Consider the following 13,814-nt stretch of genomic DNA (forward strand, 5'->3'; position numbering starts at 1 on the left):
GCCTCGGTCAGGCGGGGGAGAGGTCGCCGGGCGCGTCGTCGGGCCAGCGGTTCTGCATGCTGCGGGCGGCCATCTGCAGGTAGCCCCACAGGGTGGCGTCCTGCTCCTCGGTCAGGTCGAGGGTGTCGACGGCGTCCCGCATGTGCCGCAGCCACGCGTCGCGCTCGGCCGGGCCGATCGCGAACGGGGCGTGCCGCATCCGCAGGCGCGGGTGCCCGCGCTCCTGCGAGTAGGTGGTGGGGCCGCCCCAGTACTGCTCGAGGAAGCCGCGCAGGCGGGTCTCGGCGCCCTCCCAGTCGTCCTGGGGATAGAGCCGCGCGAGCACCGGGTCGGCCTTGACGCCGGCGTAGAAGCGGGCGACGAGCCGCCGGAAGGTCGGCTCTCCGCCGACCTCGTCGTAGAAGGTCCGCGCCGACGGCAGGGACCGGCTCGCCTCGCTCATGACACCGATGGTCCCGCAGTCGGGCGGTCCTCCGCCACGAGGGCCCGGGTGCGGCCGTAGGCGAGCAGCGGCGGCACGACCGCGACCAGCCCGATCCCGCCGGCCAGCGCGACGACGGCGCTCGGCGGCAGCCCCTCGGCGGCGAGCCCGGCGGCCAGCGCGCCGATGCCCTGGATGCCGTAGAGCCCGCTGACCGCGACGCCGAAGGCCCGGCCCCGGTAGGCCGCCGGCACCGCCTGCACGAAGGCGACGTTGAGCGGGATGGTCCAGGCCGCGCCGAGCCCCGCGACGAACATCAGCCCGACGACGAGCGCGAAGGCGCCCCGGCCCGGGCCCGCGGTCATGGCGACCAGGCCGGCCAGCAGCACCGGCGCCAGCGACAGGCCGACGAGCACCGGCATCAGCCGGTCGCTGCGCGCCGTCCCCAGCAGGCGGGCGACCACCAGGCCGCCGACGGTGACCCCGAGCGGGTTGGCCGCGAGCAGCACGCCCACCTGGACCGCGCCCTCGCCGAGCTCGTCGGTCAGCGGGGCGGCGATGCCCTCGGCGGCGTTGGCGAACAGGGTGCCGACCCACAGCAGCGCGATGATCGCCACCAGCCGCGGGCTGCCGCCGATCAGCCGCAGCCCCTCGGCGGCCTCCCGCCACACCGACGCCGGCTCGGCGAGCTCCGCCGTCGGCGCGGGCCGCCGGTGCAGCCCGACGGTGAGCCAGACGGCGGACACGGCGAAGGTGGCGGCGTCGACCAGCAGCACCCCCGAGGGGCTGAGCACGGTGACCAGCCCGCCGGCGGCGAGGAAGCCGACCACCTGCGCCACCTGCAGGCTGACGTTGGTCAGCGAGGTGGCGACGGCGTAGCGCTCGCCCTCCAGGACGTCGGCCATCAGCGCCGAGCGCGCCGACTCGAACGGCGGCGCGCACAGCGCGACGAGGAACAGCAGCGCCAGCAGCACCGGCAGCGGCGTCCCGGGGATCGCCATGCCGGCGACCAGGACCGCGCGGACGACGTCGCTGGCGATGAGCACCCGGTGGCGCGGGAAGCGGTCGGCGATGGTCGCCAGCAGCGGGCCGCCGAGCGCCCACGGCAGGAAGCCCAGCGCGAAGGTGAACGCCGACAGCAGCGGCGAGTCGGTGCGCTGGTAGACGAGGACGGTCAGGGCGACCCGCGCGAGCTCGTCGCCGATGGTCGACAGCGTGTAGGTGCCGAACAGCGGCCGGAACTCGCGGACGGCGAAGACCTCGCCGAAGGTGGCCCGCCGACCGTCCCCGGTGCTCATCGGGCGCCGGCGGCCGCGGCCCCGGCGGACGCGCCGATCAGCGGGGGCGGGGTCTTGATGCCCTCGGTGACGAACCGCTCCTTGAGCCGCATGCGCAGCTCGCGGCCGACCCGCCACTGGTCGGCGTTGGTCGAGCGCACCTGCACCCGCATGAAGACGCCCTCCGAGAGGATCTGCTCGACGCCGAGGGACTCGGGCTCGGCCAGCAGCACCGCGGCCCACTCGTCCTCGGCGTACATCGCGTCGGCGACCTCCTGCATCACGGTGCGGCAGCGCTCGAGGTCGGTGTCGTGCGCGACGGGCATGTCGATGACGACCTGCGCGTAGCCCTGGCTCTTGTTGCCCACGCGCAGGATCTCGCCGTTGCGCGCGTACCAGACGACGCCGTTGACGTCGCGCAGCCGGGTGATCCGCAGGCCCACCGCCTCGACCGTCCCGCTGGCCTCGCCGAGGTCGACGACGTCGCCGACGCCGTACTGGTCCTCGAGGATGATCCCGATCCCGGCGATGAAGTCCTTGATCAGGTTCTGCGCGCCGAAGCCGAGCGCGACGCCGACGACGCCCGCGCTGGCCACGATCGGCGCCAGGTTGATGCCGAGCTCGCCGAGCACGAGGACGACGGCGATGCCCATGACCACGAACGAGGCGAAGCTGCGCAGCACCGACCCGATCGCCTCGGCGCGCTGGGTGCGCCGGGCGGCCACCTGTTCGAGCGGGTCGCCGCCGCCGGCGGCCGCGCGGTTGCGCAGCGGCCGCAGGATCGTCGGCATCGACCCGGTGGCGGTGCGGTCGGTCAGCCGCCGGATCGCCCGGTGCAGCAGCAGCCGGACGACCGCGGCGAGCACCACGACCAGCAGGATCTTCGCCGGCTTCTCGATCAGCGCCTCGGCGTTGTTCGCGAGCCAGTCGATGCCGAACAGCTCGTAGACCTTGGCGCACAGCGTCGTCGGGTCGGAGACGCAGTCGGGCATGGTGCCGGCGAGCCCGCTGTCAGCAGCGGCGGTCACTACGGAGGGTGGAGCAGTCATCACTCTCCATGGTGTCAGGTCGGAGCGACGGTTCAGGAGTGATCCGCGCGCCATCCCGATAGGCCGGTCGCGGCGGCGAGGAAGGCCAGCTGGTCCGCGGCCAGGCCGACCGTGCGGCTGACCGCCCGGGCGCCGTGGCCCACCGACGTCTCCCGCCGCAGCAGCACCGGCGCGTCGGCGCTCGTGGCGGCCTGCAGCGCGGCGGCGAGCTTGCGGGCGTGCAGGGGGTCCACGCGGGTGTCGGACTCGAAGGTCGTGAACAGCGTCGCCGGGTAGGCGGCGCCCTCCCGGACGGCGTGGTACGGCGAGTAGCCGAGCAGCCAGCCGAGCTCCTCCGGGTCCTCGGCGGTGCCGTACTCGTCGTTCCAGGTGCGGCCCAGGCCGAAGCGCTCGTACCGGACCATGTCCAGCAGCGGCGCGCTGCAGACGACGCCCGCGGCGAGGTCCGGCCGCTGGGTCAGGGTGGCGCCCACCAGCAGGCCGCCGTTCGAGCCGCCCATCACCGCGAGCTGCCGGTGCGTCGTCCAGCCCTGCGCGACCAGGTGCTCGCCGGCCGCGGCGAAGTCGTCGAAGACGTTCTGCTTGCGCTCGCGCATGCCGGCGCGGTGCCACTCCTCGCCGTGCTCGGAGCCGCCGCGCAGGTTGGCCACCGCCCACACCCCGCCGGCGGCCACCCAGGCCAGCGCCTGCGCCGAGTAGGACGGGGTGAGCGCGACGTTGAACCCGCCGTAGCCGTAGAGCACGGTCGGCCGCGGGGTGTCCGGCGTCCCGGTGGCCGAGAGCACGAACAGGTGCACCGGGGTGCCGTCCGCCGAGGTCGCGTGCGTCTCGACGACGGTCACCTCCGGCACCTCGCCCGCCACGGGGGCGCGCTCGTCCTCGACGAGCTCCGTGGGCGCGGCGGCGTCCCAGCGCAGCACCGACGGCGGCGTCGCGTGGTCGGTGTACCCGACCCACGCGGTCGTCCCGCCCTCTGGCGGGGCGCTCACCCCCGCGACGCTGCCGACCCCGAGGCCGGTCACGTCGGCCAGTCGCCCGGACCCGTCGCCGGCCCAGACCGAGAGCCGGTCGGTGGCGTCGACCGAGTGGACGGCGAGCACCTGCAGCGAGCCGTCGGCGCCGTCGACGAGCGCGACGTCGGAGAGCACGCCGTCGTCGGCCTGCGGGACGACGTCGGCCCACGCCTCCACCGCCCAGGTCGCCGGGTCGGCCGGGTCGGCGACGGCGAGCCGCCAGCGCGGGGTGCCGCGGTCGCTGAGCAGCCACAGCCGGCCGTCGCGGGCCACCCACGCGGCGGTCTGCGCGTCGACGCCGACCTGCAGCTCGCGCAGGGCACCGTCGCCGGCGAGGTCGGCCAGCCAGACGTCGTCGCGCGGGGCGGTGCCGGCCGAGGCGGAGACGACCAGCCAGCGGCCGTCGCGGCTGGTGCGCACGCCGTAGTAGTTGGTGGGGTCCAGCCCCTCGCCGTGCACCAGGACGTCGCCGTCGGGGTCGGCACCGACCCGGTGGCGCCACACGCGCCGGTGGAACTGCTCCTCGCCGGCGGGCACCTGGCCGGGGGCGAGCCGGCGGACGTAGAAGAGCTCCTCGCCGCCGGGCAGCCAGGCGACGGGGGAGTAGCGGCACCGGTCGACCGGCCCGTCCAGCTGCTCCCCGGTGGCGACGTCGAGGACGTACAGCCGCGACTCCTCGTCGCCGCCGGTGGACAGCTGGTAGGCCAGCCGGTCGCCCTCCCACGACGGCGCCCAGGCGTCGAGCGTCGTCGTCCCGGACGGGTCGACCGCCATGGGGTCGACCAGCACGCGGACGCTGCCGTCGGCCTCGCGCACCCGCAGGACGGCGTGCTCCTGGCCGGGGTCGCGGCGGGTGGAGAAGGCGCGCCCGCCGCGGTGCACCGGGACGCCGACGGCGCCGGCGTGCACCAGCCGCTCGAGCCGGGCGGCGAGGCCGGCCCGCAGGGGGAGGGCGCCGAGGACGTCGGCGGTGAGGCCGTCCTGGGCGGCGGTCCACTCCTGCGTCCGCGGGTCGTCGGGGTCCTCGAGCCAGCGGTAGGGGTCGGCCACGCGGTGGCCGTGCAGGTCCTCGACCAGGTCGAGTCTCTCGGCGTCGGGGTAGCGCACCCGCACCACCGTAACGGCGGCGCCGACAGGAGCCCGGCACGTGCCAGGGCCGGTTCCCCCGCGCGCTGGAGGCCCAGGTCAGGGCAGGATGTGCACAGCCCTGTGCGGCCGCCCCGGTACGGCGGTCCGGGGCGTCGGAGGTGATCCGTGTCGCGTTCCGCGTCCGGGTCGTCGCCGGCGGGCCACCCAGGTCCGCGGCGCGACCCCGTCCCCGTACCCCGGCTGCCCGTGCCCTCGTCCGGCACGACGTCGGCCACGCTGCTGCTCAACGCCACCTACGAACCCCTGTGCGTGGTCTCCAGCCGCCGCGCGATCGTCCTGGTCCTGGCCGAGAAGGCGGTCCCGGTGGACGACTCCGCGGAGGTGGTCCACGCCGAGCGGGTGGCCCTCGCCGTCCCGGTGGTCGTGCGGCTCACGCGCTTCGTGCGGGTGCCCTACCCCGCGCAGGTGCCCCTGTCCCGGCGGGCGGTGTTCACCCGCGACGGGCAGACCTGCGTCTACTGCGGCGGGTCGGCCACGAGCATCGACCACGTCGTCCCGCGCAGCCGCGGCGGCACGCACACGTGGGACAACGTGGTGGCCGCCTGCCGGAAGTGCAACCACACCAAGGCCGACCGGTCGCTGGCCGAGATGGGCTGGCAGCTGCCGCACCCGCCGCGGACCCCGAGCGGCGCGGCCTGGCGGCTGCTGGGCGCGCGCGCCGTGGACCCCCGCTGGCGGGAGTGGCTGGGGGTGCCGGAGAGCGTGAGCGCGTGAGCTCACCCGGGACGGCCCGGCGGCTGTGGGCGCTGGGCGAGCCGTACCACGCGGTCACCTACTTCGCCGACGAGGCGCGGTCCGCGGCCGAGGAGGCCGGGCTGTCCGGCTTCTGGGCCGGCTACTTCGCCCTGCGCGCCGCGCCGCTGGGGCCCGTGGGGCCGGAGGTGGTGACGGCGGCCTTCTACAACTTCGCGCCGGCGTTCGTCGCCCGCCGGGTGCCCGGCGTCTGGTCGGCGGTGACGCCGGAACAGGCGCTGCGGGTCCGGCTGGCCGCCGTCGACGCCGTCGTGCGCCGGGTGCTGGGGGAGTGGGCGTCCTCGGCCGAGGCCGCGGAGGCCGCGGAGCTGGCGCGCATCGCCGCCCAGGCGGTCGACCTGCCGGGCCGGCCGCTGGCGGCGGCGAACGCGGCGCTGGCCGAGCCGGACGAGCCGCACCTGGCGCTGTGGCAGGCGCTCACCACGCTGCGGGAGCACCGCGGCGACGGGCACAACGCGGCGCTGCTCGGCCGCGAGGTGTCCGGCGCCGGCGCGCACGTGCTGGTGGCCGCGGCCGGCCGGGTCGACCGCGCGTGGCTGCAGAAGGCCCGCGGCTGGGACGACGAGGCGTGGGCGGCCGCCGCCGAGGAGCTCGCCCGGCGCGGCTGGCTGGACGGGGACGAGCTGTCCGCGGAGGGCCTGGCGATGGTCACCGCGATCGAGGCCGACACCGACCGCCTCGCGCTCGGCCCGTGGCGGGCGCTCGGCGACACGCGCTGCGACCGGCTCGGCGAGCTCCTGGTGCCGCTGCGCCGCGCCGTCGTCACCGCCGGGCTCTTCCCCGACCGCAACCCGATCGGCGTCCCGCCCGACCCGGACTGAGCGGCAGAGATGGCCATTTCTGCCGCTCAGGTGACGCGGGCGCGCTCCTCGGGGTAGGCGGCCCAGGCGCCGTCCTCGAGCAGGGCGCGGAACCGGTCGACGGCGTCCCAGACGTCGACGAACCGCGTGTACAGCGGCGCGACGCCCAGGCGCACGCGGTCGGGCGTGCGGAAGTCCGGTACCACCCCGCGGTCGACCAGCGCCCGGGTCAGCTGCCAGGCGTGCGGGTGGGCGAGGGTGACGTGCGACCCGCGCCGGGCCGGGTTGCGCGGGCTGGCCAGCGCCACGCCGTGCGGTGCCAGGTGCGCGTCGGCGAGGTCCACCAGCAGGCCGGTCAGCGCCCGCCCCTTCGCCGCCAGCCGGCCGATGCCGGCCTCGGCCACCAGCCGCGCGCCCACCTCGACCGCCGCGGCGGCGAGCACCGGCGGCGTCCCGGTGGCGAACCGCCCGACGTCGGGCACCGGGTCGTAGGCCGGCCCCATCGCGAACTGGTCGCGCTGGCCGAACCAGCCCCAGATCGGCTGGCGCAGCGTCTCCTGCAGCTCCCGCCGCACGAAGAGGAACGCCGGCGCGCCGGGCCCGCCGTTGAGGTGCTTGTACGTGCACGCGACGGCGAGGTCGACGCCGCTCGCGGTCAGGTCCAGCTCCACCGCGCCTGCCGCGTGCGAGAGGTCCCAGACGACCAGCGCCCCGGCGTCGCGGGCCGCCGCCGTCACCGCCGCGACGTCGGCCAGCGCGCCCGAGCGGTAGGCGACCGCGGACAGCACGACGACGGCGACCCGCCCGTCCAGCGCGGCCGCGAGCACCGCCGGGTCCAGGCCCTCGTCGACGTCGGCGGGCACCTCGCGCACGGTCATCCCGCGCGCGGCGGCGACCCCGGCGACGACGTACCGGTCGGTGGGGAAGTCGTCGGCGCAGCAGACCAGCACGTCCCGGCCGGGGCGGGCGTCGGCGGCGGCGACGAGGAGCTTGTAGAGGTCGACGGTGGTCGAGTCGCTGAGCAGCACCTCGCCGGGCCGGGCGCCGAGGACGCCGGTGCCGATCACGTCGCCGACCCGCGTGCCGACGTCGATCCACGACGTCCACGAGCCGACCAGCCCGCGGGCCCACTCCTGCTCTGCCACCCGCGCCAGCGCCGCCGGGGTGTCCACGGGCATCCGGCCCAGCGAGTTGCCGTCCAGGTAGAGCAGGCCGTCGTCGACGCCGGCGAAGCGGGCGCGGAACCGGGCCAGCGGGTCGGCGTCGTCGAGGGCCTCGGCGTGCGCGCGGGAGAGGTGCACGGCGACGTGTCTACCGGGCGGGGCTAGCGTCGCCGCCCGTGACCGGTACGCAGGTGCACGAGCTCACCGCGCTGGAGCAGGCGGCCGCCGTCCGGGACCGGACGGTCAGCCCGGTCGAGCTGGTGGAGGCCGCCCTCGCCCGCATCGAGGTCCTCGACGCCGGCCTGGGCGCCTTCGTCACCGTCACGCCCGAGCGGGCGCTGGCCGCGGCGGCCGAGGCCGAGGCCCGGGTGCTGCGCGGCGGCGACCTGCCGCCGCTGCTCGGCGTGCCGACGGCGATCAAGGACCTCAACAACACCGCCGGCGTGCGCACCACCTTCGGCTCCGCGGTGTTCGCCGACTTCGTGCCCGCGGTCGACGACGCCGTCGTCACCAAGCTCGCCGCCGCCGGGACGATCAGCCTGGGCAAGACCAACACCCCGGAGTTCGGCTACCCCTGCTACACCGACAACGACGTCGCCGGCCCCGCCCGCTGCCCGTGGGACCCCGCCCGGCTGGCCGGCGGGTCCAGCGGCGGCGCGGCGGTGGCGGTCGCCGCCGGGATGGTGCCCTTCGCCCAGGGCAGCGACGGCGGCGGCTCGATCCGCATCCCGGCCAGCATCAACGGGCTGTTCGGCATCAAGCCGACCCGCGGCCGGATCAGCAACGGGCCGCTGGGCAGCGACGTCACGGGGCTGGGCACCAACGGGCCGCTGGCCCGCACCGTGCACGACGCCGCCGCGATGCTCGACGCCATGGCCGGCCCGGTCACCGGCGACTTCGCCTGGGCGCCGCCGCTGCCGCCGGGGGAGACGTTCCTCGCGGCCGCGGACCGGCCGCCCGAGCGGCTGCGGATCGGCCGGGCGCTGGAGTCGCCGATGCCCGGCGCGGTGCTGCAGCCCGAGGTGGCCGCGGCCCTCGACGACGCCACCGCGCTGCTCACCGAGCTCGGGCACGAGGTGGTCGACGTCCCGCCCGGCCTGCTCGCCCCGGAGCTGCTCGGCGCCTTCGAGCGGGTGTGGTCGCTGTCGGGGACGACGCTGCCGGTGCCGCCGGGCCGGGTGGGGGAGCTGCGGCCGCTCACCCGGGAGCTGCGCGCCCGCGGGCTGGCGCTGTCGGCGCAGGCGGCGATGGAGGCGCTCAACGCGCTGCGGCTGTTCGCCCGCCGCTACGTCGAGGCCACCGACGGGTTCGACGTCCTCGTCGCCCCGGTGACGACGATGACGCCGCGCCCGCTGGGCTGGTTCGACGCCGACGGCGACGGCGCCGAGGACTTCGAGCGCAACAAGCGGTACGCCGCGTTCACCGCGCTCTACAACGTCACCGGCCAGCCCGCCGTCAGCGTGCCGCTGCACTGGACCGGTGACGGCCTGCCGGTCGGGACGATGCTCGTCGGGCGGCCGGCGGACGAGGCCACGCTGATCGCCCTCGCCGCCCAGCTGGAGCAGGCCCGGCCGTGGGCGCACCGGCACCCGCCGGGCTGGGACGCGTACGCATAGCTGATCACCGTGGGCGGTAGATTCCGGGCGTGACCGTCGTCGAGACCCTGCTCGTCTTCCTCGTGGCCCCGCTGGCGGTGTTCGTGCTCCTGTGGGCGCTGACCTACCTGCCGGGCGGGCGCAAGCGCCAGGGCGTCCGGTACAAGCCGGGGCAGCCGTGGGAGCACGAGCCGGTCTGGTACGAGCCGCAGCCGAAGGACGCCCCCACGCACGCCGCCGGCCACGGCGACACCCAGGCCGTCGGGTCCTCGCTGTACGGCGAGCCCGCGGCGCTCGGGGGCGGCCACGGCGGGCACGGGACCACCACCGGCTCGCGCGTGATCGCCGGCTCGCACGGCGCGACCGCCGTCTCCGCCGGTGCGCCGGCCCCGTCCGCCGGCGGCCCGCTCGGCGGCGCCCGCGGCACCTGGTGACCGCCCCCGTGACCCCCACCCACCTCGCGACCGCCTCAGGAGGCCGGCGATGACCCGCGTGCTCGATGCCGACGCCCACGACACCGGGACGGTCGACACCGCGCCCAACCGGGCCGACGAGGGCTACGACACGATCTTCAGCTACCGCGAGCTGGCCCGGCTCGACGAGGCGCTGACCATGTCCTCGCGCGAGACCGGCCTGCGCTTCACGCTGTGGATCGGCGACCTCGGGCCCCGGACCCGCATCCGCGCCGAGGAGCTGCACGCCCGCGGCGGCGACCCGGCCGAGTCGGTGCTGCTGGCCGTCTCGCCCGGGCAGCGGGTCATCGAGGTCGTCACCGGCGCCTCGGCCGCCCGCCGGCTGCCCGACCGGGCGTGCGCGCTCGCGGTGCTGTCGATGACGAACTCCTTCGCCTCCGGCGACCTCGTCGGCGGGATCGTCAACGGCCTGCGGCAGCTGTCCGACCAGGCCGGCCACCCGCGGAGCGCCCGCACCCACTGACGAAGGACCCCCTGCCCCCCACCACTCGCAGGCTCGCGGCGGGGCCCTGCAGGGGGCCGACACGACGGCTGAAGTCGAGGGGCCCAGGACCCGGCGGGTCCTGGGCCCCTCGCAGTGAGGGCCCCCTGCCCCCCACCGCTCGCAAGCTCGCGGCGGGACCCTGCAGAGGGGCCGGGCGTCAGGCGCTCTCGGCGGCGTCCCGCGCCCGGTTGCGCAGGGCGCGGGCGATGCCGTCGCGGCCCTCGGAGACCAGCCGGCGCAGCGGCGCCGGGTGCCCCTCCTGGCCGAGCCACGCGTCGGCGGCCTGCAGCGTCCGCTCCTCGACCACCGACGGGAACAGGTACTGCACGGCGTTCTTCGCGATCTCGCCGGGCCGGCGCGCCCACATGGGGCCGCACTCGGTGAAGTACCGGTCCACGTAGTCCGCGGTCAGCTCCCGCTGCGCCGGGTGCCAGAAGCCGGCCACCAGCGCCTCGTGCACGGCGTTGGGGATCTCCGGGTCGTGGAACGCCCGGTGCCACGCCTCGGCCTTGGCCTCCGCGGTCGGGCGCAGCGCCCGCGCGGTCGCCGCGCGCCGGATCCCGGTGGCGGTGGCGTCCCGCTCGGCCTCGGCGTCGATCTCGGCGTCGCCGGCCGCGCCGATGGCCACCAGACCGTGGAGGAAGGCCCAGCGGGCGTCGGCGTCGACGGCCAGCCCCTCGACGGTGCGGGAGCCGTCGAGCAGCCCGCGCAGCACCGCGGCGTGCTCCTCCGTGCGGGCGGCGGCGGCCAGCGTGCGCGACCACTGCAGCTGCTCGTCGCTGCCCGGCTCGGCCGACTCCAGCGCCTGCAGCGCTTTGTCCGCCAGCGCCGCCCAGCCGGTCTCGGCCCACGCCGGGTCGGCGTAGGAGGTGAGCGCCGACTGCACCCGCGCCAGCAGCGACTGCACCACGCTGGTCTCGGTCTCGGCGTCGATGCCGGCCAGCACCAGCTGCACCCACTCGCGGGCGGGCAGCTCGGCGTCGCGGGTCATGTCCCAGGCGGCGGCCCAGCACAGCGCGCGGGCGAGGGAGTCGGGGACCGTGCCGATCGCCTCGCGCAGCGTGGCCAGCGAGCGGTCGTCCAGGCGGAGCTTGGCGTAGGTGAGGTCGTCGTCGTTGACCAGCACCAGGTCGGCCACCGGGTGCCCGGCCAGCTCGGCGACCTCGGTGCGCTCGCCGTCGACGTCCAGCTCCACCCGGGTGGTGCGGGTCAGCCCGTCCGGACCGCGGTCGTAGAGGCCCACGGCCAGCCGGTGCCGGCGCAGCACGGGGTGCTCGGGGACGGCGGTCTGCTCGATGGCGAACGAGGCGTACCGGCCGTCGTCGGTGAGCTCGTACACCGGCCGCAGGGTGTTGACCTGGCTGGTCTCCAGCCATTGCGCCGACCACTCGGTGAGGTCGCGGCCGGTGGCCTCCGACAGCGGGTCGAGCAGGTCGGCCAGCGTGGTGTTGCCGTACTCGTGGGTGCGGAAGTACCGGCGGATCCCGGCGAGGAACTCCTCGCGGCCGACGTAGGCCACCAGCTGCTTGAGCACCGAGGCGCCCTTGGCGTAGGTGATCCCGTCGAAGTTCACCTCGACAGCGGCCACGTCCACCATGTCCGCGGCGATCGGGTGGGTCGAGGGCAGCTGGTCCTGCGCGTAGGCCCAGGCCTTCTCGGCGTTGGCGAACGTCGTCCACGCGGTCGTGTACTCGGTGGCCTCGGCCTGGCACAGCGTGGAGATGTAGGTGGCGAAGGACTCGTTCAGCCACAGGTCGTCCCACCAGCGCATGGTCACGAGGTCGCCGAACCACATGTGCGCCAGCTCGTGCAGCACCGTCTCGGCGCGGCGCTCGTAGCGCGCCCGGCTGGTCCGCGACCGGAAGACGTAGTCCTCCAGCACGGTGACCGCGCCGGCGTTCTCCATGGCGCCGGCGTTGAACTCCGGCACGAACAGCTGGTCGTACTTGTCGAACGGGTACGGGTAGTCGAAGACCCGCTGGAAGAACTCGAAGCCCTGCTTGGTGACCCGGAACAGCTCCTCCGGGTCCAGGTGCTCGGCCAGCGAGGCGCGGCAGTACAGCCCCAGCGGGATGTCCTCGTAGCAGTCGGTGACCCGCGCGTAGGGCCCGGCGATCAGCGCGACCAGGTAGGTCGACAGCCGCTTGGTCGGCTCGAAGTGCACCAGCTGCGAGCCCGCGGGCCCGGCCTCGATGGTGCGGCCGCCGGTGTTGGAGACGACCTGCCAGTCGAACGGCGCGACGACGTGCACCTCGTAGGTGCCCTTGAGGTCGGGCTGGTCGAAGCAGGCGAACACGCGCTTGGCCTCGGCCGGCTCGAAGTGCGTGTAGAGGTAGACCGCCCCGTCCTCGGGGTCCTCGAAGCGGTGCAGGCCCTCGCCGGTGTTGGAGTACCGGCAGTCGGCGTCGACGACGAGGGTGTTGTCGGCGGCGAGGTCGGGCAGCGGCAGGCCGCCCTCCTCGGTGTAGGTGGAGACGTCGAGCTCGACCCCGTTGAGCGTGGCGGACCGGACGGTCTCGGCGACCAGGTCGACGAACGAGGCGGCGCCGGGCTCGCGGCAGGTGAACCGCACCGTCGTCGTCGAGCGGAAGGTCCCGCTGCCCGGGCGCCCCTCACCGTCGGTGAGGTCGAAGCGGAGGTCGTAGCTGTCGACGTCGAGCAGGCGGGCGCGCGCGGCGGCGTCGTCGCGGGTCAGGTTGGGTACGGCCACGCCCGGCAGCCTGCCACGGACGGCCGACACGCCCGCGGGGCACCGGGAACAACCGGCCGGAGGGGGCGCTTGGCAGCGGGCAGTGGCCGGAGGTGCGCCCCCGGCCCCGAGGACGACGGATCAGAGGAGAGCGATCGATGACCGAGGCAGTGCAGAGCGCCCCGACGAAGGCCCGGGTGGACTTCTGGTTCGACCCGCTGTGTCCCTGGGCCTGGCTGACCAGCCGCTGGGTGCTGGAGGCGGCGAAGGTGCGCGACATCGACCTGCACTGGCACGTCATGTCGCTGGCGGTGCTCAACCGCGGGCGCGACCTGCCGGAGGAGTACCAGCGGATGATGGAGCAGGCGTGGGGCCCGGTGCGGGTCGCGATCGCCGCCGCCGAGAAGCACGGCGACGAGGTCCTCGGGGACCTCTACACGGCCATGGGCGCGCTGCGCCACCACGAGGGCCGGGAGCTCGACGAGATCATCGCCCCGGCGCTCGAGCGCGTCGGCCTGCCGGCCGAGCTGGCCGAGGCGGCGACCTCCACCGACTACGACGAGGCGCTGGAGAAGAGCCACCACGCGGGCATGGACCCGGTCGGCGACGACGTCGGCACCCCGGTCATGCACATCGACGGCGTCGCGTTCTTCGGCCCCGTCATCAGCAAGGTGCCCACCGGCGAGGACGCCGGCCGGGCCTTCGACGGCGCCGTCCTGCTGGCCAACCTGCCCGACTTCTGGGAGCTCAAGCGGACCCGCACCGCCGGCCCGGACATGGACTCGGTGCCGGCCGACGCCCTGGAGCTGACGAACAACTGAGCCCGCCGCCCGCCGCCGGCCGCGGGAGCGCGACCGGCGGCGGGCGCCCGGGGACGGGTCAGGTGGCGCCTCCGCCGCCTGCTCGATCCCGGCGGCGGCCCGGGGCGCGGGGACGGCGGCCGGCGCC

General features: G+C 76.0%; 12 protein-coding genes. 6 read left to right on the forward strand and 6 right to left on the reverse strand.

What is annotated here, in order from left to right:
- Positions 1-7: 7 nt before the first annotated feature.
- From ACI8AA_RS00380 to ACI8AA_RS00395, 4 genes are read right to left on the reverse strand one after another with little or no spacing between them, the layout of a single operon-like run.
- Positions 8-442 (reverse strand): globin, encoded by a 435-nt coding sequence (locus ACI8AA_RS00380; RefSeq protein ID WP_457042541.1) that lies wholly within the window; start codon positions 440-442, stop codon positions 8-10.
- Positions 439-1,719: an MFS transporter gene (locus ACI8AA_RS00385; protein WP_457042542.1), complete on the reverse strand. Its 1,281-nt coding sequence runs from the start codon at positions 1,717-1,719 to the stop codon at positions 439-441. The genes ACI8AA_RS00380 and ACI8AA_RS00385 overlap by 4 nt, the downstream gene beginning before the upstream one ends.
- Entirely contained in the window at positions 1,716-2,726 is a 1,011-nt protein-coding gene (locus ACI8AA_RS00390; RefSeq protein WP_457042543.1) for a mechanosensitive ion channel family protein, read from the reverse strand. Before ACI8AA_RS00390 ends, ACI8AA_RS00385 begins: the two co-directional genes overlap by 4 nt.
- Positions 2,727-2,779: 53 nt before the next feature.
- On the reverse strand, positions 2,780-4,867 hold the full coding sequence (locus tag ACI8AA_RS00395) for a prolyl oligopeptidase family serine peptidase (RefSeq protein WP_457042544.1): 2,088 nt from the start codon (positions 4,865-4,867) through the stop codon (positions 2,780-2,782).
- Positions 4,868-5,095: 228 nt separating this feature from the next.
- Between ACI8AA_RS00395 and ACI8AA_RS00400 the strand changes: the two genes are divergently transcribed.
- Positions 5,096-5,623 (forward strand): HNH endonuclease, encoded by a 528-nt coding sequence (locus ACI8AA_RS00400; protein ID WP_457042545.1) that lies wholly within the window; start codon positions 5,096-5,098, stop codon positions 5,621-5,623.
- Positions 5,620-6,483, forward strand: coding sequence for an SCO6745 family protein (locus ACI8AA_RS00405; protein ID WP_457042546.1), 864 nt, complete (start codon positions 5,620-5,622; stop codon positions 6,481-6,483). The genes ACI8AA_RS00400 and ACI8AA_RS00405 overlap by 4 nt, the downstream gene beginning before the upstream one ends.
- Positions 6,484-6,509: 26 nt before the next feature.
- On the opposite strand, the gene kynU is transcribed toward ACI8AA_RS00405, so the two are convergent.
- A complete protein-coding gene (gene kynU / locus ACI8AA_RS00410) occupies positions 6,510-7,763 on the reverse strand; it encodes a kynureninase (RefSeq protein ID WP_457042547.1) in 1,254 nt (417 codons plus the stop codon).
- Positions 7,764-7,801: 38 nt separating this feature from the next.
- Here kynU and ACI8AA_RS00415 point away from each other — a divergent pair, with 38 nt between their 5' ends.
- Genes ACI8AA_RS00415 through ACI8AA_RS00425 form a run of 3 tightly spaced genes read left to right on the forward strand, consistent with a single transcriptional unit; the run spans position 7,802 to position 10,156 of the window.
- On the forward strand, positions 7,802-9,241 hold the full coding sequence (locus ACI8AA_RS00415) for an amidase (protein WP_457042548.1): 1,440 nt from the start codon (positions 7,802-7,804) through the stop codon (positions 9,239-9,241).
- Between the two features lie 29 nt (positions 9,242-9,270).
- A complete protein-coding gene (ctaJ, locus tag ACI8AA_RS00420) occupies positions 9,271-9,654 on the forward strand; it encodes an aa3-type cytochrome oxidase subunit CtaJ (protein WP_457042549.1) in 384 nt (127 codons plus the stop codon).
- A 49-nt stretch (positions 9,655-9,703) separates the two neighbouring features.
- Entirely contained in the window at positions 9,704-10,156 is a 453-nt protein-coding gene (locus tag ACI8AA_RS00425; RefSeq protein WP_456926983.1) for a DUF5130 family protein, read from the forward strand.
- Between the two features lie 178 nt (positions 10,157-10,334).
- On the opposite strand, the gene pepN is transcribed toward ACI8AA_RS00425, so the two are convergent.
- Positions 10,335-12,887, reverse strand: a complete 2,553-nt coding sequence (gene pepN, locus ACI8AA_RS00430) for an aminopeptidase N (protein ID WP_457042550.1) — start codon at positions 12,885-12,887, stop codon at positions 10,335-10,337.
- A gap of 137 nt (positions 12,888-13,024) precedes the next feature.
- Here pepN and ACI8AA_RS00435 point away from each other — a divergent pair, with 137 nt between their 5' ends.
- The gene (locus ACI8AA_RS00435; RefSeq protein WP_457042551.1) at positions 13,025-13,687 is read left to right on the forward strand and encodes a mycothiol-dependent nitroreductase Rv2466c family protein; all 663 of its coding nucleotides are present in this window, start codon (positions 13,025-13,027) and stop codon (positions 13,685-13,687) included.
- Positions 13,688-13,814 lie beyond the last annotated feature (127 nt).

The sequence above is a fragment of the Geodermatophilus sp. SYSU D01180 genome, from assembly GCF_054050415.1.

Bases quoted from the DNA above. Each gene is read 5' to 3' on its own strand.
- ACI8AA_RS00425 (WP_456926983.1), top strand. From the start codon at position 9,704: ATGACCCGCGTGCTCGATGCCGACGCCCACGACACCGGGACGGTCGAC.
- ACI8AA_RS00385 (WP_457042542.1), bottom strand. From the start codon at position 1,719: ATGAGCACCGGGGACGGTCGGCGGGCCACCTTCGGCGAGGTCTTCGCC.
- ACI8AA_RS00380 (WP_457042541.1), bottom strand. From the start codon at position 442: ATGAGCGAGGCGAGCCGGTCCCTGCCGTCGGCGCGGACCTTCTACGAC.
- ACI8AA_RS00435 (WP_457042551.1), top strand. From the start codon at position 13,025: ATGACCGAGGCAGTGCAGAGCGCCCCGACGAAGGCCCGGGTGGACTTC.